Here is a 17,344-nt window from a genome sequence, read left to right as displayed (position 1 = left end):
CCGGCATTCACCCCAGCCGTCCGGCACCGTGCAGGCAGTCCAGCACCCCTGCGTCCACCCGGTCCTGGAAGACGGCGCGGACCGCCGCCTCCTCGTCGTAGCGGTAGTGGTCGTGGCAGCTGACCCAGCGGCCCTTCGTCTGCTCCGCGCTCAGATAGCCGTCGGAGACGGTGCCGACCTCCATGCCGGGCTTCCCTGCGGTCTCCCAGCAACTGGCCAGCACGCCATCGGCGTTGATGACCGCCCCGTACCGTCCGTCGGCGAAGGAGCAGGCCTGGCAGGGGACATGGGCGCGCGGCCGGGACACCGTGAAGCCGAGCTCCAGCGCGCGGGCGTGCCAGCGGACGAAGTCCTCGACCAGGCCGTCCTCGTGGAGCAGGTTGTTGGCGTAGCCGACGCCGACGTCGCCGACACGGGCGAAGTGGATGCCGCAACGGGCCGGGTCGAGGCGTGAACCGAGGCGTTCGACCAGCTCGTCGACGCCGTGCCGGTTCAGGTGCGAGACGTTGACCCGCAGCATCCAGCGCAGGGAGGTGCGCTCGATGGCGCGCGCGATGTTGGAGACGATGACGTCGAAGGTGCCGCCCCCGGAGCGCTTGACCCGGATCGAGTCGTGGTCGGCGCGGTCGCCGTCGAAGGTCACCTGGACGGAGCCGAGTCCCGCCGCGTTCAGCTCCTTCGCGATCAGCGGGGTGAGCAGCGTGCCGTTGGACGTCATCGACGCGGTGAGCGGGCCCAGTTCACCTGCCCGGGTGAGCAGGTCGCGGCAGCCGCGCGGGTTGAGCAGCGGCTCCCCGCCGAACAGCAGCAGCGACAGCCGGTCGAGCCCCGCCGCCTCCATGCGCGTCCGGGTGAAGTCCAGGACCTGCCCGACGGCCTCGGGCGTCAGACGGGCGTGGCGGATGCGCGGCGGCCTGCTGCCCCCCTTGGGGTCCTGCGAGGTGTTCTGGAAGCAGTAGCCGCAGCCGAGGTTGCAGTCGGTGCTGGTCAGCACGGTCAGGGAATACGAGCTGTAGGGCTTCAGGTCGTACAGACCGGCGTCGCGCAGATAGCGTTCGGCCGAGGGCCGCAGGGTGCCGTCGGGCTCCACCTGCGCGGGGCGCATCAGCGCGTACCCGCCGGCGCCGAGGAACCACCACCCCCTGTCGGCGCGGATCAGACGGGCCCCGGCGGAGGGGACGGCGAGGGACTGCGTACCGGACACGGCGACCTCCGGGTCGGGGCGGGGGCGGGAGCGGGGTGGCCGGGACGGGCCCCCGGCCGCGGCGACGAGGCCGCCGCGGCCGAGGAGGACCGGCCTGAGGGCCGGATCAGAGGTTCTGCTCCTGGTGGACGCCGCACCACGGGGTGTCCTCGCCCTCCTCGGAGTGCGCGATCACCTCGGGCTCCTCGGCCACCTCCTGGTGCACACCGCACCAGCCGATGGGCGACTCGACGTGGGCTACGACCTCGGGCTCCTCGGCCACCTCCTGGTGCACACCGCACCAGCCGATGACGGCGTCGGAGTGGGCCTCCACCTCGGGGGCGTCCTGCTCGGGGGTCTCGTTGGGCTCGACGTTCTCGGCCATGATGGTCCTCCATACGACGGGCGATCGGGACGACGGACGGCGGCACTGCGCCGACGGCCAGGAAGCTAGGAGCACGGGGTTCGGCACCGGTTCGTCCCCGGTTGTGCGGCGGTGAATCCTCCTGGTCGGCGCCCCGGCGCCGCCGGCGGGACGGGGAGCGGGCATACCGGAACCGCACCGGGGCCGAACCGGCGGGCAACCCGCCGTTCCTACGGTGTGCGCCACACACTCCGCGACGTGAGAGGACGGCTCCGTATGGAAACCGAACCCGCTGTCACGGCCGGCGCGCCCGTGCCGGCAGGGCGGCCGCGACTTCCGGAGCCGCTCGGGGCCGGGTTCGTGAACCGGCCGGCCGAGGTGCTGGCCGAGATCCGGGAGACCTGCCCGGTGACCCGGGTCAGGACACCGGCCGGGCGCCCGGCGTGGCTGGTGACCCGGGCCGAGGACGTGCGGGCCGGCTTCATGGACCCGCGCCTCTCCCTGAGCGGCGGCCGTACACCCGACCCCGCGGTGCGCCGCCGCGCACTCGACCTGACCCTCGTCAACTACGACCCGCCGGACCACACCCGCATCCGCCGCCTGGCGACGCCCGCCCTGACCCCGGCGCGCATGGCCGCCCACCGCGAGCGGATCGAGCGGACCGCCGCCGAACTCCTCGACGCGGCGGACGCGGCGCGCGGCCGGGGCCCGGTCGAGCTGATGGACGCCTTCGCCCGCCCCTTCGCCTTCCACTCGCTGTGCGAGGTCTTCGACGTCCCCGAGGCGGAGCGGGCCGCCCTGTACGAGCCGGTGGCGCTCCTCGCGGACAAGACCGGCCGCACCGCCGCCGAGGTGGACGCGAGCGTCACCCGGATCGACGCCTTCGTACGCGGTGAGATGGCCCGCAGGTCCGCCGCCCCGGGGGACGACCTGGTCTCCCGCGTCCTGGCCGCCTGGCGGGAACAGGGCGGCGCGAGCGAGGACGAAGTGGCGTCCCTGCTGGCGATGCTGCTGCTCGCCGGGTTCGACAGCACGGTGCAGGCGATGGGCATGAGCGTGGTGGCGCTGCTGGCCCACCCGGAGGTGTGGCAGCGCCTGAGCGAGGAGCCGGGACGCATCCCGCGCGCCGTGGACGAGCTGCTGCGCTGGGACACCCCGGGCTCCTTCGGCACCAAGCGGGTGGCGCTGGAGGACATCCGGTTCGGCGACACCGTCATCCCGGCGGGCAGCGGTGTCCTGCTGTCCGTGGCGGCGGCCAACCACGACCCCCGCTGCCACGCCGACCCCGGCACGCTGGACCCCGGCCGCTCCACCGCGAGCCGCCACCTGAGCTTCGGCCTGGGACCGCACTACTGCCCCGGGTCAGGGCTCGCCCGGCTGGAGCTGACGGTGGCCCTGACCCAGCTGCTCGGCCGCTGGCGCCGGCCGGCCCCGGCGGTTTCGCTGTCCGAGCTGGCCTGGGGCGGCGGCTACCTGCACCGCCGCCTGACCGCGCTGCCCGTCCTGCCGGACGGACCCGTGCGGCGCCCACTCCCGGTCAGCCGCCCCAGCGCAGGGCCACCGTGTCGCACGCGTTGATCACCGTGCCCCGGGCCGCCCCGGCGAACGCCGATCCGTCGACGCCGGCCTTCCACGTGCCGGACCCGCTGTTGGCCTTGCCGTTGAGCGCCGTGACGGTGCCGGTGCCCGACGCGGGCGTCACCGCGCTCACGCAGCCGGCGGGCGTGGCCTTGAGGACCGTCGGGTCCTGCATGGGTTCCGCGCGTTCTGCCCCAGGATGGCGGGGGTGAACACCCTGAGGTCGAGGCCGGTGCGCCAGAACTCAAGCCACCCAAATCGTTTCCGTGCGCACCGAACCACGCAGCGGCGACGCGACGTCTCTGCCGTCGGCGGATCGGATGAGACGCGACGAGGAGGGGGCTGCGATGGCCCAGCCGGACGGGGAATGGCCCTGGATCGAGGACCGGCCGGTGTTCACCACGCGGGGCCTGCGGGGCGGCAACGTCACCGCCGTGCCGGCCGGTGCGGTGCTCGGGTCCTTCACCCGGCGTTTCTGGTTCGTCGTGGCCGGGTTCGTCGTGGGTGTCGCGGTGGCGGTCGTGGGCGCCGGGCTCGTGGTCTCGGGTCCGTCGGGGGGATCGTCCGCGGGGTCCTGGTGGTGGCTGGCCCTGGCGGTTCCGGCGGCGGGGTTCGCGCTGCTCCAGTTCGCGGGCGTCTACGTCGAGGGCATGCCGCTGATGATGCGGGAGCGGCCGCGCAATCTCCTTCTGCTGGCCGGCCTGTTCGGCGGGGTCGCGCCGGGGCTCGCGGTGCTGGGCGCGCTGAACGGCGCGGAGGGTGTCCTCCTGCCGGTGGCGGCGGCAGCGGCGTTCGCCTGCGCGGTTGTCGGTACCTTCGCCGTGCGGGGGATACGCCGCGCACGGAGGGATGTCGTGCGCATCCTCCGCCTGCGGGCCTCGGGAACGGCATACGCGGGGGCGATCACGGCGCTTCCGGATCCGAGGACGTGGAATCACGGCGGTGACGTGCCCGTCCGCTATCGGGACGGCGACGAAGGAGCCGAGCGCACCGTCACCGTGCGCGTGAACACCTGGGCGCACGAGATCCCGGTTCCCGGGACGCGTGTGATCGTGCACCGCGACGAAGACGGGGATCTCCTCGTCGAGTTGGACCCGGCGCACCCCGTCGCGTACCACCCCGACAGCCGCTCGTACGAACAGGACACCAGTGGCGGCGGCAGCATGTGACGGACGGCGCGGGGCGGTCCGGGCCGCCCCGCGCACCCCATCCCCCGTGATCGAGCGGCGCTCCCTTTCGGCCGCCCCGGTCAGCCGCCCGCGCGGTCGTACGCCTCCCGTGAGGCCGCCACGGCGGGCTCGTGCCGCTCGGCCCACGCGGTGAGCCCCTCCAGGTACTCGTACAGCTCTCGCGCCATTCCCGTCGCCTCGTACTCCACCTTCGGCGGCACCGTCGGGTACACCGTGCGCGTCAGCAGGCCGTCGCGCTCCAGGTTGCGCAACGTCAGGGTGAGCATCCGACGGCTGATGCCGTGGATGGCCCGCTCCAACTCGGTGAAGCGCACGGGTCCGTGATGGGCCTCCATGAGAACGCTGATGCTCCATTTTCCGCTGACCCGATTGAGTACGTCGAGCACCCGGCACGCCTGGGTGACCTCGGCCGACTCGGTTACACAGATGTTCCGCTGTGACATGAAAGTGCCTTCTTCCGTTGGCTTCCACAGTCACAGAACATGGGTCCCGTAACAAGAAGTGCCCCGAGGGGCGTATGAGTTGGATGAACGGAACCAGGAGGACCCCATGTCCGCGACGCTCGACGACGCGACACGCACGCTGCTCGACGGCAGGAACTTCGCCACGGTGTCGACGCTCAACGCCGACGGCGGGCCCCAGGCCTCGGTGGTGTGGTACCAGCGCGACGGCGACACCGTGGTGTTCTCCGCGACCGAGGGGCGGGCGAAGGTGCGCAACCTCCGTCGCGACCCCCGGGTGAGCATCACCGTCTTCGACCTGGCCAACCCCTACCACTCCGTCGAACTCCGGGGGACCGCCGAGATCGTCCCCGACCCGGCGAAGGAGCTTCCGCTCTCGCTCTCGCTCAGATATCTCGGCGAGGCCCCGCCGCCGGAGCCCGACGAGATCGCCCGGGTGATCGTCCGCGTGACGCCGACCAGGGTGAACAGCTTCTCGGTCTAGGGTCCGCGCCCGGTCGTGATCAGCGGGGCGGGTGGTCGGGGGGCGGCGCTCCGGGGGGCGTCGCGGTGGGGAGGTGGACTCCGGCGGGACGGCTCTTGGGGGCTGCCGCAGCGCGTGACACTGCCCCGCCCCGTTCCTTCAGCGTGTCGATGGGCCCCAGATCGGTCGTCGCGGGCTCGGCAGGGGGCTGTGGTGGCACACTCGGCCGTATGTCCGAAGAGCTGCCCGGAGTGAAGCCGGCCGAAGTCGACCATTCGTCCGATGAGTACGCGCCGCGTCCGGAAGCGGCTCCGACGGATGACAGCCACCCCCTTCACGCGTACGCCGCGCTCTATCCCGAGGTGGCGGAGGCGGGCTCGCTGCGGAACGCGCTCCAGGCGGCGGTCGATCGCGAGGAACCCGCCCTCGCGGTCGAGTTGACGTCCTCGCCGGGCTGGCGCTACGTCGCCGCGGAGGTGAGGGCGGACGACCGCTCGGCGGGTGTCCTGATGGCCGGCGAGGAACGCGGGTTCCTGGTCGACTGCTGGGCCCGCGACGTGCACATGGCCTCGGGAAGCACACAGGACCTGGCCGAGGCGGCCGGTGCGCTGCGCACCTGGATCCAGGGGGCCGGGGTGCGGGGGCTCGTGGCGCGGTGGGACTTCCTGAGGACGTGGGAGCTGGCCGAGGCCCATGAACGCGGTGAGGCCGTGCCGGCCCGGTGGCGGATGATGCGCCGGTCCGCCGCGCGCGGGCAGGACGCCGACTGGCGGGAGCTGGTCGAAGCCGCCTACGCACAGCCGCGGTTGAGGTCCCTGTCGCCCGGACGGTCCCTGTTCTGGCTGACCTTCAGCCGCCGGGCCGAGCCGCCCGCCTGCCATGACCTCCCGCGGACCAGACCGCTCGGCCGGGGCCGGTTCGAGGTGAGATCCGCCGACGGCCGGGTCCAGGAGGCGGACGGGGCGGCGGCCGCGGTCGCGGTGATCGTGCGCGGTCTGCCCGACGACGCCGTTCCTCAGGGCCGCCGCTGACGGGCGGGCGGGCGGGCGGCGGACCAGCGGATCGCGTGATGAACGGATAAATCGACGAGCTGCTGATTTCCTTTTCCAGGAACGTCGGGATTCAACTGTTGAAAAGGATCCGCAAAAGACTTTTTCACGTCAAGGTCAAAAGTCTCCCTTGCGCGCAAACGGACAGCAAAGCTATGGTTTTCCATGTGGCCGGAGATTCGCTCCGCAATCACTTTTCCTGATCGCACGGAAAAGTCATCACACCTCCGGTCTCTCATCCGACTATCTGTCCTCTACGCCTTCCATGGGGCGCGCCTTCACGCTGGGCGCTGCCTCGGCGCCCCGGTCGGGAAGCCCCCGCCACCCCCCACACACACGGAGAACAGTCATGACGTACGGAAGTGTTCTGCGCCGGGAGATCAACGCGTCCGGAACGACGCCGCTCATCGGAATCTTCGATATGTATTCCGCATCGATCGCCGCCCAGCATTACAACGGATTCTTTGTTTCGGGCTTCGGATTCGCGGCCTCCCACTACGGCCTGCCGGACATCGGTTTCATCGCGTGGCCGGACATGGTGGCATTCGTCGAGCGGCTGCGCGGGGCTTTCCCGCGGCAGCATCTGCTCGTCGACATCGACGACGGGTACGTCGACCCCGAGGTGGCCTGCCACGTGGTGCAGCGGCTGGAGCGGAGCGGGGCCTCCGGAGTGATCCTGGAGGACCAGAAGCGGCCCCGCAGGTGCGGGCACGCGGACGGGAAGCAGGTGCTGCCGCTGGAGGAGTACCTGGAGAAGCTGGAGCTGGTGCTGGCGTCCCGTACGGATCTGGTCGTGGTCGCGCGTACGGACGCGACGGAGGAGGCCGACATCCTGCGCCGGGCGGAGGCCCTGGCCGAGACCGAGGCGGACGTGGTCCTGGTGGACGGTGTCCGCAGCGTGGACTGGATCAAGCGCATCCGCCGGGTGGTCGGTGACAAACCGCTGCTGTTCAACCAGATCGCGGGCGGGAAGTCGCCCCGTCTGTCGCTCACGGAGCTCACGGAACTCGGGGTCGACGTGGCGATCTACAGCACTCCGTGCCTGTTCGCCGCGCACCGTGCGATGGACACGGCGCTGGCGGAGCTGCAGTTCGCGGACGGCCGGCTGCCCGAGGCCGGCGACACCGGCGAGGTCGGGGTGCGCGAGTCGACCGAGCTGCTGGAGCTGAACATCAGCCGGCACCACGACGCGCGAGAGGCACTCTCCGCGTGAGCCTGCGCATCCTCACGGCCGCCGCCGCGGCCCTGACGGCGGCCCTCGTGGCCGCCGCCGGTTCCCCCGCCGCCGCCGGGGACCTGAAGCTGACGGTCATCGACAACTCCGAGGCGGACTCCTGGCTGGAGATCGACCGCACGGCCAACACCAATCACGGCAGCGGCACTTCGGGCAGTGACCACGACGGCAGCGCCGTGGACCTCATGGACACGCTGATCAACCCCGACCGCACCGACGACGAGGAGGACTGAGGGTGACCGACCACCGGAGACCGGGCACCCTCGGCACCTCCGCCCCGCCCGCACCGCCCGACCCGTCCCGCGCGGCACCGCCGAAGGCCCGGCGGGCCCTGCGTCCGCGATGGCCCCGGTTCGTCGATCCGTACGTGGCGGCGCTCGCCGCGACCGTGGCGCTGGCCGCGCTGCTGCCGGCCACGGGCCCGGCCGAGACGGCCGCCCGCACCGCGTCGCAGGCGGCGATCGTCCTGCTCTTCTTCCTCTACGGTGTGCGGCTCTCCACGAAGGAGACCCTCGCGGGAATGCGCCGCGTCCGCCTCCACACGCTGATCCTGCTGTCGACCTTCGTCCTGTTCCCGCTCCTGGGACTGGCCGTACTCCGGCTGGCGCCCGACGCGCTGACCGCTCAACTCGGCGCGGGGATCCTCTTCCTGTGCATCGTCCCGTCCACCGTCCAGTCGTCGGTGGCGCTGACCTCCACCGCCCGGGGCGACGTCGCCGCCGCCATCTGCGCCGGCACCTACTCCAGCGTGATCGGGCTCGCGGTCACCCCGCTCCTCGCCGCCTGGCTGATCGGCTCACAGGCCAGTCTCTCCGCGGACGGGGCCCTGCGCATCGCCGCGCAGTTGCTCGCCCCGTTCCTCGCCGGGCAGTTGCTGCGCCCGCAGCTGGAGGCCTTCGTCCGACGCAACAAGCGGTTCCTCGGTCCGGTGGACCGGGCGTCCATCCTGCTGGTCGTCTACGTGGCATTCAGCACGGGCATGAACCAGGGCGTCTGGAGCAGCGTCACCCCGGGCCGGCTGCTGGGCCTGGTCGCCGTCCTCGCGCTGCTCCTCGCGGTGGCACTCGTCGCCACGCAGACCGCGGCCCGCTGCGCGGGGCTGGACCGGCCCTCGCGTATCGCGGTCGTCCTGTGCGGATCCCAGAAGAGCCTGGCCAACGGACTGCCCATGGCCTCCGTGCTGTTCGGGGCGCAGGCCGCGCTGGCCGTCCTTCCGCTGATGCTCTACCACCAGATGCAGCTGACGGTCTGCGCGATGCTCGCCGCCCGCTGGTCGGGCTCGGCTCCGGAGGAACAGTCCGCGAGAGCAGCGGCCTCCCCCTTTTCCGTGACCGCCGGGGGCTGACCGGCGGGCAAGCGTACGTCTGGGTGTCCCACCGTTGCATCCCGTGCTCAGGACCGTGCCGTCGGCGCGCAGGCCGAGGGTGTGGGCCCGGATCGTAGTCGGCCCATCTGGACGGGGCGCTGATGGAGATCCTCGGACGGATCCGGCACGGGTGGTGCCCCCGCTGCTGCGGGGGCAGTCGCCAACTCGCTCCACGCGGTGTCGCAGAGCCGGAAGGTGGAGGCCGCGGCGGCGGAGGGAGCCGCGGCCCCCGCGACGCCGAACAGGCCGGCGGGGGCGTGCGGCTGTTCCGGGCGTGCAGAGAACCGTGCCGGTTGTGCCGCCGCCCCCGCCGGAGCCCCCCGGGACTCGGTCGAAGCCCTCGAAGCGCGTCCCGGGACCCGGGCGTACCCCTCGAAGCGCGTCCCGGGGCTCAGGCGAGCCGGTCGGCGGTGTAGGCCTCGATGGCGTCGCGCTGGAATACGGCGAGGCCCGGGGCGATGGCCTCGTAGGCGGCGCGCCAGGCCGGGTTGTCGACGACGGCTCGGCCCATGGCCCGGTGCTCCTCGGCGGAGACCGGGCGGAGGGCGGAGAGCGCGCGGTAGTGGCTGTCGACCTCGGCCTGGACGGGGGCGGAGCCGGGGGCGTGGCCCGCGGCGCGGAGTTCGGCGATGCGGATCATCCGGGCGGTGCGTTCGCGCTGGCCCGCCTCGACGGCCTCGGGGCTCAGGCCCTCGACGTGATGGGCGACGCGTTCGGCGTGGGCGGGGAAGTCGCGCAGGCTCTCCTGGTACTGGGCGGGCTGTACGCCTTCGAAGAGGTTCTCGGGCCGGTTGATGGTCATGGGCGCGTCGTCCTTCCTGGACTGTTCCAGTGCGGCGATCGTGCGGGAGACGGTGGCGGCCAGGGTGTCGAGCCGGTTCCGTTCGGCGAGCAGCCGCCGGTGGTGGCCGCGCAGGGCGTCCAGCTCGTCGATCTGCTCCGCCAGCACCCGGCCGATGTCCTCCAGTCCCAGGCCCAGCTCGCGCAGGACCAGGATCTGCTGGAGCCGCAGGAGCTGGCTCTCGCCGTAGTAGCGGTGACCGTTGCTCCCCGTCCCGGCGGGCGGCAGGAGGCCTGTCTCGTCGTAGTGCCGCAGGGTCCGTGCGGTCACCCCGGACATCCTGGCCACCTCCGCGATGGGCCACGTCCGCGCGCTCGGCCGGTCCACCATCGTCTCCCCTCGCTCTCGCCTCACGGGGCCGGCTCCTCCGGCCCCGGTCACGACCGTAGAAGCTGCCGTTGCGGCAACCGCAAGTCGCCACGGAGCGACCGGGTGGTCGGGGGCGGCCCTTCCTTACCCGCCCCGGCCTCGGTCTCCGCACACCGGCCGACGGCCGACAATCACCAAGCACCAACCGTCTGTTGGTCACACCCGCACCACTGACCACGGCCGTTGCACGGCACGGGCGCGTCCTCCACACTCGTGTCGGAGAACGTCCAGGGGGAGGGGGAGGCGTGGAGAGAGGAAGCGCCGACGTGCCGGGGCGCCTTCGGGCGGATCACGGGCCGGGCGTGGCCGAATGAGTACGGGGCTGGACACCGCGTACATACGGCCGCAGGACCGCGAGGAAGTGATCCGGCACGCGGTGTGGGACTCCATCGTGGTCGTCGACATCGACCACCGGCCGCCGGGCGACGAGATCCGGGCCCGGATGGAGGTCGGCACCGTCGGTCCGCTCCGTGTGTGCACGGCACGGTCGACGGCGGTCACGCTGCGACGGACGGATCGGCTGGTCCGCAAGGACGAGGAACCGTCGCTCTTCCTCAGTCTCCAGGTGCGGGGCACCAGCATGGGCGCGCAGTACGGCCGCGAGTGCGTCGTGGGGCCCGGGGAGTTCGCGGTCTTCCAGTCGAACGCCCCGTACACCCTGCTCTTCGACGAGGGGGTCGACCACCACTTCCTGCGCCTGCCGCTCACGGCGCTGGCGCTCCCCGACCGGCTGCTCCGGGACACCACCACGGTGACGCTGGGGGCCGGCAATCCGCTCGCCCGTCTGGCGTACACCTACTTCTCCCAGCTCGCCGACAGCGACGAACTGCGCGGCTCCGGCCCGGCGGAGGCCGTCGTCGCCCCCAGCGTCGAACTGCTGAGGGCCGTCCTGATCACCCAGCACGGCGACGCCGGCCTGGCGAAGGAGCCCCTCGAAGCCACGCTCTCCCTGCGGATCACCCAGTACATCCGCGAGCATCTGGCCGATCCCGGGCTGTCCGCCGCCCGCATCGCCGCCGCGCACGGCATCTCCGTACGCCACCTCTACGTCGTCCTCTCCCGCGCCGGCATCAGCCTCGGCGACTGGATCCGGGCCCGCCGGCTGGAGGCCTGCAGCCGTGAACTCGCAAGCCCGGCGCACCGGTTGCGCACCGTCGCGGCGATCGGCCGCGGCTGGGGTTTCGTGAACGCCACGCACTTCAGCAAGGTGTTCAAGCAGGCGTACGGGATGTCGCCCCGCGCCTGGCGCGAGGAGCACCACCGCCGTGAGCCGCACGGCTGAGTCCGCCGGAACCGCGACGGCCAAGGGACCGACGCCGCCGTCGTCACCGCCAGAACCGCTGAAACCCGAGGTGAGCCCGCCGTGTCCCACGCCGTACCCCCGCCCGTCCACCTCGATCAGGTCGTCGACGGCCTCGCGAAGAACCCCGCGCTGCCACCGGACCTCGTCCGCCGGTTCCTCGGCCGCCGCAAGGGCCTCGGCCAGGTGGCCAAGCGGCCGGATCTGAGCGAGGACATGATGGCCGAGATCATCGCGGTGGACGATCACTGGCTCACCCACTCGCTCGCCCTGAACCGCCGTCTCCCACCGGCCTTCCGGATGGTCCTCGCGGGCCATGCGGACCCCTCGATCCGCAGAGCCGTGGCCGTGGCGGCGGAGGGCTCCCCGCGCGAACTCTTCGAGCGGCTGCTCGACGACGGCGACCAGCAGGTCCGCCAGCACCTGGCCGAGAACGATCACACGCCCGACGACCTGCGGACCCGGCTTGCGGCGGACCCGAGCCCGGAGGTCCGGGCGACGGTGGCCCAATGGTGGACGGAGGCCCCGGAACCGGTCCGCCGCCGGCTGCTGACCGATCCCGACGACTCCGTACGGGCCGCGGCCTGCGCCACGTACTTCCGCCGGCTCCCCCACCCCGTCCCGCCGTCCGATCTCGTCCCGCGCCTGCTGGCCGACCCGGTCACCCGCGCCGGTGCCGTGCGCCACTGCACGCTGGACACCGCCACCGCGCACCGGCTGGCCGAGGACCCCGACGACAGGGTGCGCATCGAACTCGCGGCACACCCGGATCTGCCTCCCGCACTGCGTGACGCACTCGCCCAGGACCCCGACCCGTGCGTCGCCGTCCGTGTCTTCGCCCGCGAGGACACCCCGGAGCCGGTCCGGGCCGGAATCCACGCCCGGATCTCCGCCGCGCCCCCGGCCGACTGGCTCACGAGCGCCCTGTCCCTGGACGACGCCGCGTTCGAATGCGAGGTCATGGGCGAGGTGGCCCGCGCGGAGCTGAGCGCCCTGCGCCTTCCGTGGGTGACGGCTGATCCCGTGCCGTACGCGGACTCTCCCTACGTCTGCTTCCGCGCCTCGGCGGCGATGTCCGACCGTCTGCCGCCGCCGCTCGTGACCCGACTGCTCAACGACGAGGAGAGCAGCGTCCGCACCGCCATGGCCCTGAACGCCCCCGACCGGATCGACGCCGTCACCGCCGAGCGCCTCGACCGCGCCCACCGCCCGGACAAAAGGGTCCGATGGCGGCCGGCCGACACCTTCCCCCTTCCTCCGACCGCCCTCCACCGCCTGGCCACGGACCCCGACCCCCGCATGCGCCGGCTCGCCCCGCGCGACCCCGACCTGCCCGTACCCCTCATCCGCCGGCTGGCCGCCGACCCGGACGACGTGGTCCGCCGCACCGTCGCCGCCCATCCCCGGCTGCCGCCCGACGACCTGGCGGGGCTCCTGGCCGACCCGTCGGAGCACGTCGCGGCCACGGCAGCGGCGAACCCGGCCCTGCCCCTCGCGTTCATGCACCGGCTGCTCGCCCTGGCCGGGCTTTGAGGGGCGCTCACGCGCATTGACGGCGTCGCACGGGACACGAGCGAGGACCGCCATGGGATCAACCGTTCATCAGCATCTGTCGAGAGGGCTTCGGGAGTGCCATGAACGCCACGTCGTCACCGGCCTGGTTCAGGAGCGGCCCCAGCGGAGCCGAGGGCGGCGACCGCGTCGAGGTCGCGGCCGGACCCGTCCTCCGCGTCTCGCGCAACGCCTGGACCGGGTTCGTCGGCCTCGCCTCGGCGGAGTAGGACATGTGTGGGGCCCGCCGGACAGCCGAGGCGGCGGGCCCCACACCGGAGTTACGCCCCCGCGCCCACCCCCCACGTGTACACCGGGTCCGAAGCGTCGCGGTGCGAGGCGACCCAGGTCGGGTCCAGGGTGTCCGTGACGTGGACCGTGCGGGACTCGTCGAAGACGACGACGCGGTCGGCGATGCCCCAGGTGCCGGCGCGGCGTTCGAAGCGGTCGACGTAGCGGCAGCGGATGATCGCGAGGTCCTGGGGGGTGCCGGGTCCGGTGGGGGCCTGGCGGAGGTAGCAGAGGCAGTAGGACTCGACGTGGGCGGAGTCGTCGTCGGTGAAGTCGACGAGCACGTTGGTGATGAAGTGCTGGGAGGAGTCGATGGTGCGGTGACGGGTGCGGATGTCCTCGACGAGGCCGGCGGCGTCTCCGGTGTAGGCGCCGTGGACGTCGACGGCATCGTCGAAGTAGCAGGCGGCGATGGCGTCGTGGTCGAGGCGGTCCACGGCCCGCGCGTAGCGGAAGAGGACGTCCTGGATCGCGAAGCGGTCGTCGGCGCGGCTCATGCGGTGGCCTCCTGGGGGCGGGGGGACAGGGTGGCGGCGCGGGCGGCGGCCTCGCGGCCGGCGACGCGGCCGAGGACGAGGGCGTGGGCGACGGAGTTGCCGCCGCCGACGTAGCGCTCGCCGAGGATGCCGCCCGCGGCCTCGCCCGCCGCGTACAGACCGGGGACGGGGCGGCCGTCGGTGGCGAGGACGCGGGTGGAGGCGTCGATCTCCAGGCCGGTGTGGGTGCAGACCAGTTCGGCGGGGAGCATCCGCACGGCGTGGAAGGGGCCGGTGGCGATCGGGGCGAGGTGGGCGTCGGCGCCCTTGGCAGCCAGGGACTCGTGGCGGAGGAAGTCCTCGTCGCGGCCTTCGGTGAAGAGGGTGTTGAAGCGGTCCACGGCCGCCTCCAGGTTCCGCGCGGGGACGCCCATCAGCTCGGCGAGGCCGGTCAGGGTGTCGGCGCGCAGGACGACGCCCTTGTCCGCCTCCTCCAGGACCCGGGCGGGGGTCCAGTCGGCGTAGCCCTCCGGCAGGGCGGCGCGGGCGGTGTCGTCGAAGACCGACCAGACCCAGCCGCCGTGGTCCTTGAGGATGCCGGGGCTGACCGCGTACGGCGCGTCCTCGTCCATGCAGCGCCGCCCGTCGGGGCCGACGTGGATCCGCGAGGGCGGCGGGAAGCCGCTCTGCCAGTGGTGGTACCGCTGGAACTCGGCGGTGACCAGGAGCAGGCCCCAGCCCTGGCCGAAGAGGCCCAGGCCGTGGCGTTCGGCCAGGCCGATGTGGTCGCCGCGGGCCCCGGGCGCCGCGACGACGAACAGCGCGTCGCCCGCGATCTCCGCGTCCGGCAGGAAGCGGCGCACCAGGTCCGGATCGGCGGCGAGGCCGCCGCTGGCGACGACGACGGCGGGGGCGGTGGCCTCCTCGCCGCCGATGACGACGCCCCGGACCGCTCCGTCGCGGATCACCAGGTCCTCGACCCGGCTGCCGAGCGCGAGGTCCACGTCGAGGCGGGCGCGGGCCCTGTCGAGGACCTGGACCAGTCCGTAGCCCTGGTCCTTGGGGACGTGGCCGCGCCAGACGTCCTCGACGCCGGCCCGGGTGAGGCCCGGTTCGTGGGCGCTGCGGGAGACCTGCGCGGGGATCTCCACGCCGAGGTCGAGCAGCCAGTCGACGATCGCGCCGGACTCCTCGCAGAACATCCGGACCGGGCCGGGGCGCAGCCGCCAGCCGTTGAGGTCCATGTAGTGCTGGAACATCCGCAGCGGGGAGTCCTCGATGCCGAGGCCGCGCTGCACGCTGGTGGCGGAGGCGGTGAGCAGTCCGGCGGAGAGCTGGGTGGAGCCGCCGATCTCGTCCTCGGACTCCAGGAGCAGGACCCGGGCGCCGGCCTGGGCGGCCGAGACGGAGGCCGCGAGGCCCGCGCCGCCCGCTCCGATCACGATGACGTCGTAGTCGTAGCCGGGCTCAGACATGCTGGGAACCGCCGTCCACGGGGATGTTGGCGCCGGTGATGTAGCGGGCGCTGTCCGAGAGCAGGAAGTACAGCGCGCCGAAGACCTCCATGGGCGCGCCGATGCGGCGCAGCGGGACGGTGCTCAGGGCGCGGTTCATGGCGGCCCGGTCGTCGCGGACCCAGCGGGTCATCTCGGTGTCGATGTAGCCGGGCGCGATGGAGTTGACGCGGATGTTGTCGGGGCCCAGCTCGACGGCCATGCAGGTGGTGAGGTGCTTCACCGCGGCCTTCGAGGAGTTGTACGAGGCGCGGGTGGGCCGGGCGCGGACGGCGGCGACCGAGGCCATGTTGACGATGGCGCCGCCGTCGACGGTGCGGAAGTGGCGGGCGGCGGCCTGGCCGCCGTAGACGACGCCGTTGACGTTGACTCCGTAGGTGAGGGCGAGCTGTTCGGGGCTGATGTCGGTGAACTCGGCCTGGGGGAAGACGCCCGCGTTGTTGACCCACAGGTCGAGCCGGCCGAACTCCCGCAGGGCGGTGGCGACCAGGGCCTCGGAGGCGGCCGGGTCGGTGACGTCGGCGCCGACGCCGACGACGCGGCCGGCGCCCTCGACGCCCGACAGCCGGGTGTTGATCTCGTCGGCGGTGGCGGCCATGGCCGCGGCGTCCAGGTCGCCGCCGACGCCGTTGACGCCGCGGCGGGCCAGTTCCTCCAGGAAGAGGGCGCCCATGCCGCGTCCGGCGCCGGTCACGACGACGGTGCGTCCGACCAGTTCGGGGTTGGTCGCGGGCAGGGGGGCGTAGTCGACGCGACCCGGGTTGTCCTCGGCGGGGGTGGTCTGGTGGGTCACGGGTGGTGCTCCTTCTGCTGTGGTGCGGTGGTGTCGGGCGCGTCGCCGTCGCGTGTGACGTGGCGGCGGACGAGCCTCAGTTCTTCGGGGTGGCCGGGGGTGCGGCGCAACCGGTCGTCGATCGTGGTGATCCGGTCGATGCGGGCCGCTCCGCCGGCGAGGTCGTGGGTGGTGACGATGAGGAGGTTCGCGCGGACGCGGTACTCCCCGGGGGCGTCCGCGGGGCGGACGGCCACGTTGGTGATCAGGTGGTGGAGGTGGGGCGCGGCGGTGTGCAGGTCGCGGGCGAAGGCGGTGAGGGCGTCGCGGCCCCGGACGGGGGCGTCGTAGGTCGGGGAGACGAACGCCCCGTCGGGGACGAAGGTGCCGGCCCAGCCCTCGGCGTCGCCGCCGTCGATGGCGTGGGACTGGACGGCGTAGAGGTGCTGGACCTCCAGGAGCGTCGCGAGGAGCGGGTTCACCGGTCCGCCGCCAGTCCGGACAGGATGCGGTGGTAGAGGCCGCCGGAGGTGAGTCCGCCGTCGACGACCAGTTCCTCTCCGGTGATGTACGCGGCGTCGTCGGAGAGGAGGAAGGCGACGACTCCGGCCATCTCCTGCGGGCTGGCGAGCCGGCCCGCGGGGACGGACTTCGCGCTCTCGTCGACGAAACCCGTGTCGGGGGCCTGGTGGAGCAGCGGGGTGTCGGTGAGGCCGGGGTGGAGGGAGTTGACGCGGATGCCGTGGGCGGCGAGTTCGAGCGCGCCGACCTTGGAGAGTCCTCGTACGCCCCATTTGCTGGTGCCGTACGTGGCGGAGAAGTAGCCGACCATTCCGGCGATGGAGGAGATGTTGACGACGGCGGCGCCGCCGTTCCGGGCGCCTTCGGTCAGGGCGGGGGTGAGGGTCTTGAGCCCGTAGAAGACGCTGGAGAGGTTGATGTCCATGATCCGGCGCCACTGGTCGACGGTGGTGCCGGCGATGCCGGCGCGGAGGCTGACGCCCGCGTTGTTGACCAGGCCGTGCAGGGGTCCGGCCGCCTCGATCTCGCCCGCGAGCGCGGTCCAGGCGTCGGGGTCGGCGACGTCGAGGGGGACGGCCCTCCCCGATCCGCCGGCCGCTTCGAGCTCCGGCAGCAGGGCCGTCGCGGCGTCCAGGTCCAGATCGGCGGCCCAGATGTGGGCGCCCTCGGCCGCCAGGGCCAGGCAGTCGGCCCGGCCGAGGCCTCCGGCGGCGCCGGTGACCACGACGGAGCGGCCTTCGAACCGGCGGCGGGCGGTGGGGGGACACGGGGTGGCGGGGGTCCCGGCGAAAGCGGCAAGAGGTCCGGTGGAAGCGGCGGG

General features: G+C 73.0%; 20 protein-coding genes and 1 pseudogene. 10 read left to right on the top strand and 11 right to left on the bottom strand.

Features of this window, described 5'->3' with window-relative positions; translation table 11 throughout:
• Positions 1–7: 7 nt before the first annotated feature.
• A complete protein-coding gene (locus tag ACZ4FH_RS05865) occupies positions 8–1,204 on the bottom strand; it encodes a radical SAM protein (RefSeq protein WP_383642168.1) in 1,197 nt (398 codons plus the stop codon).
• Positions 1,205–1,310: 106 nt separating this feature from the next.
• Entirely contained in the window at positions 1,311–1,568 is a 258-nt protein-coding gene (locus ACZ4FH_RS05860; RefSeq protein WP_306051074.1) for a hypothetical protein, read from the bottom strand.
• A gap of 255 nt (positions 1,569–1,823) precedes the next feature.
• On the opposite strand from ACZ4FH_RS05860, the gene ACZ4FH_RS05855 reads away from it, so the two are divergent.
• On the top strand, positions 1,824–3,125 hold the full coding sequence (locus ACZ4FH_RS05855; protein ID WP_467302578.1) for a cytochrome P450: 1,302 nt from the start codon (positions 1,824–1,826) through the stop codon (positions 3,123–3,125).
• On the opposite strand, the pseudogene ACZ4FH_RS05850 reads toward ACZ4FH_RS05855, so the two are convergent.
• A pseudogene (locus ACZ4FH_RS05850) lies at positions 3,085–3,276 on the bottom strand (hypothetical protein); the annotation flags it as partial. The gene ACZ4FH_RS05855 and the pseudogene ACZ4FH_RS05850 sit on opposite strands and share 41 nt — an antisense overlap.
• Positions 3,277–3,472: 196 nt before the next feature.
• Between ACZ4FH_RS05850 and ACZ4FH_RS05845 the strand changes: the two are divergent.
• On the top strand, positions 3,473–4,294 hold the full coding sequence (locus ACZ4FH_RS05845) for a hypothetical protein (RefSeq protein ID WP_467302576.1): 822 nt from the start codon (positions 3,473–3,475) through the stop codon (positions 4,292–4,294).
• Positions 4,295–4,374: 80 nt separating this feature from the next.
• Here ACZ4FH_RS05845 and ACZ4FH_RS05840 read toward each other — a convergent pair whose 3' ends face one another.
• Complete coding sequence (locus tag ACZ4FH_RS05840; RefSeq protein ID WP_385115088.1) at positions 4,375–4,758, bottom strand: winged helix-turn-helix transcriptional regulator; 384 nt, start codon at positions 4,756–4,758, stop codon at positions 4,375–4,377.
• A 106-nt stretch (positions 4,759–4,864) separates the two neighbouring features.
• Here ACZ4FH_RS05840 and ACZ4FH_RS05835 point away from each other — a divergent pair, with 106 nt between their 5' ends.
• Positions 4,865–5,260, top strand: a complete 396-nt coding sequence (locus tag ACZ4FH_RS05835) for a PPOX class F420-dependent oxidoreductase (RefSeq protein ID WP_467302575.1) — start codon at positions 4,865–4,867, stop codon at positions 5,258–5,260.
• 209 nt (positions 5,261–5,469) lie between these two features.
• A complete protein-coding gene (locus ACZ4FH_RS05830; protein WP_467302574.1) occupies positions 5,470–6,270 on the top strand; it encodes a DUF6193 family natural product biosynthesis protein in 801 nt (266 codons plus the stop codon).
• Here ACZ4FH_RS05830 and ACZ4FH_RS05825 read toward each other — a convergent pair.
• A complete protein-coding gene (locus ACZ4FH_RS05825; RefSeq protein WP_467302572.1) occupies positions 6,255–6,482 on the bottom strand; it encodes a hypothetical protein in 228 nt (75 codons plus the stop codon). The genes ACZ4FH_RS05830 and ACZ4FH_RS05825 overlap by 16 nt on opposite strands.
• 155 nt (positions 6,483–6,637) lie before the next feature.
• Between ACZ4FH_RS05825 and ACZ4FH_RS05820 the strand changes: the two genes are divergently transcribed.
• The 3 genes from ACZ4FH_RS05820 to ACZ4FH_RS05810 are packed head-to-tail and all read left to right on the top strand — an operon-like array spanning position 6,638 to position 8,867.
• The gene (locus ACZ4FH_RS05820) at positions 6,638–7,501 is read left to right on the top strand and encodes an isocitrate lyase/PEP mutase family protein (RefSeq protein ID WP_467302570.1); all 864 of its coding nucleotides are present in this window, start codon (positions 6,638–6,640) and stop codon (positions 7,499–7,501) included.
• Positions 7,498–7,755, top strand: a complete 258-nt coding sequence (locus ACZ4FH_RS05815; RefSeq protein WP_467302569.1) for a hypothetical protein — start codon at positions 7,498–7,500, stop codon at positions 7,753–7,755. Before ACZ4FH_RS05820 ends, ACZ4FH_RS05815 begins: the two co-directional genes overlap by 4 nt.
• A gap of 2 nt (positions 7,756–7,757) precedes the next feature.
• Entirely contained in the window at positions 7,758–8,867 is a 1,110-nt protein-coding gene (locus ACZ4FH_RS05810; RefSeq protein WP_467302567.1) for a bile acid:sodium symporter family protein, read from the top strand.
• A gap of 412 nt (positions 8,868–9,279) precedes the next feature.
• Here ACZ4FH_RS05810 and ACZ4FH_RS05805 read toward each other — a convergent pair whose 3' ends face one another.
• Positions 9,280–10,059 (bottom strand): MerR family transcriptional regulator, encoded by a 780-nt coding sequence (locus ACZ4FH_RS05805; RefSeq protein WP_467303075.1) that lies wholly within the window; start codon positions 10,057–10,059, stop codon positions 9,280–9,282.
• A gap of 349 nt (positions 10,060–10,408) precedes the next feature.
• Between ACZ4FH_RS05805 and ACZ4FH_RS05800 the strand changes: the two genes are divergently transcribed.
• The 3 genes from ACZ4FH_RS05800 to ACZ4FH_RS05790 all read left to right on the top strand — a co-directional run bounded on the left by ACZ4FH_RS05800 (position 10,409) and on the right by ACZ4FH_RS05790 (position 13,179).
• On the top strand, positions 10,409–11,380 hold the full coding sequence (locus ACZ4FH_RS05800) for an AraC-like ligand-binding domain-containing protein (protein WP_467302566.1): 972 nt from the start codon (positions 10,409–10,411) through the stop codon (positions 11,378–11,380).
• Positions 11,381–11,461: 81 nt separating this feature from the next.
• On the top strand, positions 11,462–12,931 hold the full coding sequence (locus tag ACZ4FH_RS05795) for a hypothetical protein (protein WP_467302565.1): 1,470 nt from the start codon (positions 11,462–11,464) through the stop codon (positions 12,929–12,931).
• Between the two features lie 101 nt (positions 12,932–13,032).
• The gene (locus ACZ4FH_RS05790) at positions 13,033–13,179 is read left to right on the top strand and encodes a DUF397 domain-containing protein (protein ID WP_467302564.1); all 147 of its coding nucleotides are present in this window, start codon (positions 13,033–13,035) and stop codon (positions 13,177–13,179) included.
• Positions 13,180–13,230: 51 nt separating this feature from the next.
• On the opposite strand, the gene ACZ4FH_RS05785 is transcribed toward ACZ4FH_RS05790, so the two are convergent.
• Genes ACZ4FH_RS05785 through ACZ4FH_RS05765 form a run of 5 tightly spaced genes read right to left on the bottom strand, consistent with a single transcriptional unit; the run spans position 13,231 to position 17,248 of the window.
• Entirely contained in the window at positions 13,231–13,737 is a 507-nt protein-coding gene (locus ACZ4FH_RS05785) for a nuclear transport factor 2 family protein (RefSeq protein ID WP_467302562.1), read from the bottom strand.
• The gene (locus tag ACZ4FH_RS05780; RefSeq protein ID WP_467302560.1) at positions 13,734–15,191 is read right to left on the bottom strand and encodes an FAD-dependent oxidoreductase; all 1,458 of its coding nucleotides are present in this window, start codon (positions 15,189–15,191) and stop codon (positions 13,734–13,736) included. Before ACZ4FH_RS05780 ends, ACZ4FH_RS05785 begins: the two co-directional genes overlap by 4 nt.
• Complete coding sequence (locus ACZ4FH_RS05775; protein ID WP_467302559.1) at positions 15,184–16,023, bottom strand: SDR family NAD(P)-dependent oxidoreductase; 840 nt, start codon at positions 16,021–16,023, stop codon at positions 15,184–15,186. The genes ACZ4FH_RS05780 and ACZ4FH_RS05775 overlap by 8 nt, the downstream gene beginning before the upstream one ends.
• A complete protein-coding gene (locus ACZ4FH_RS05770) occupies positions 16,020–16,484 on the bottom strand; it encodes a nuclear transport factor 2 family protein (RefSeq protein ID WP_467302558.1) in 465 nt (154 codons plus the stop codon). The genes ACZ4FH_RS05775 and ACZ4FH_RS05770 overlap by 4 nt, the downstream gene beginning before the upstream one ends.
• The gene (locus tag ACZ4FH_RS05765) at positions 16,481–17,248 is read right to left on the bottom strand and encodes an SDR family NAD(P)-dependent oxidoreductase (RefSeq protein ID WP_467303074.1); all 768 of its coding nucleotides are present in this window, start codon (positions 17,246–17,248) and stop codon (positions 16,481–16,483) included. The genes ACZ4FH_RS05770 and ACZ4FH_RS05765 overlap by 4 nt, the downstream gene beginning before the upstream one ends.
• Between the last annotated feature and the right edge of the window lie 96 nt (positions 17,249–17,344).

Source organism: Streptomyces sp. NPDC024555, assembly GCF_055559335.1.
The sequence above is the reverse complement of the archived record's forward strand: the minus strand, read 5'-3'. Positions and strand labels throughout refer to the sequence as shown.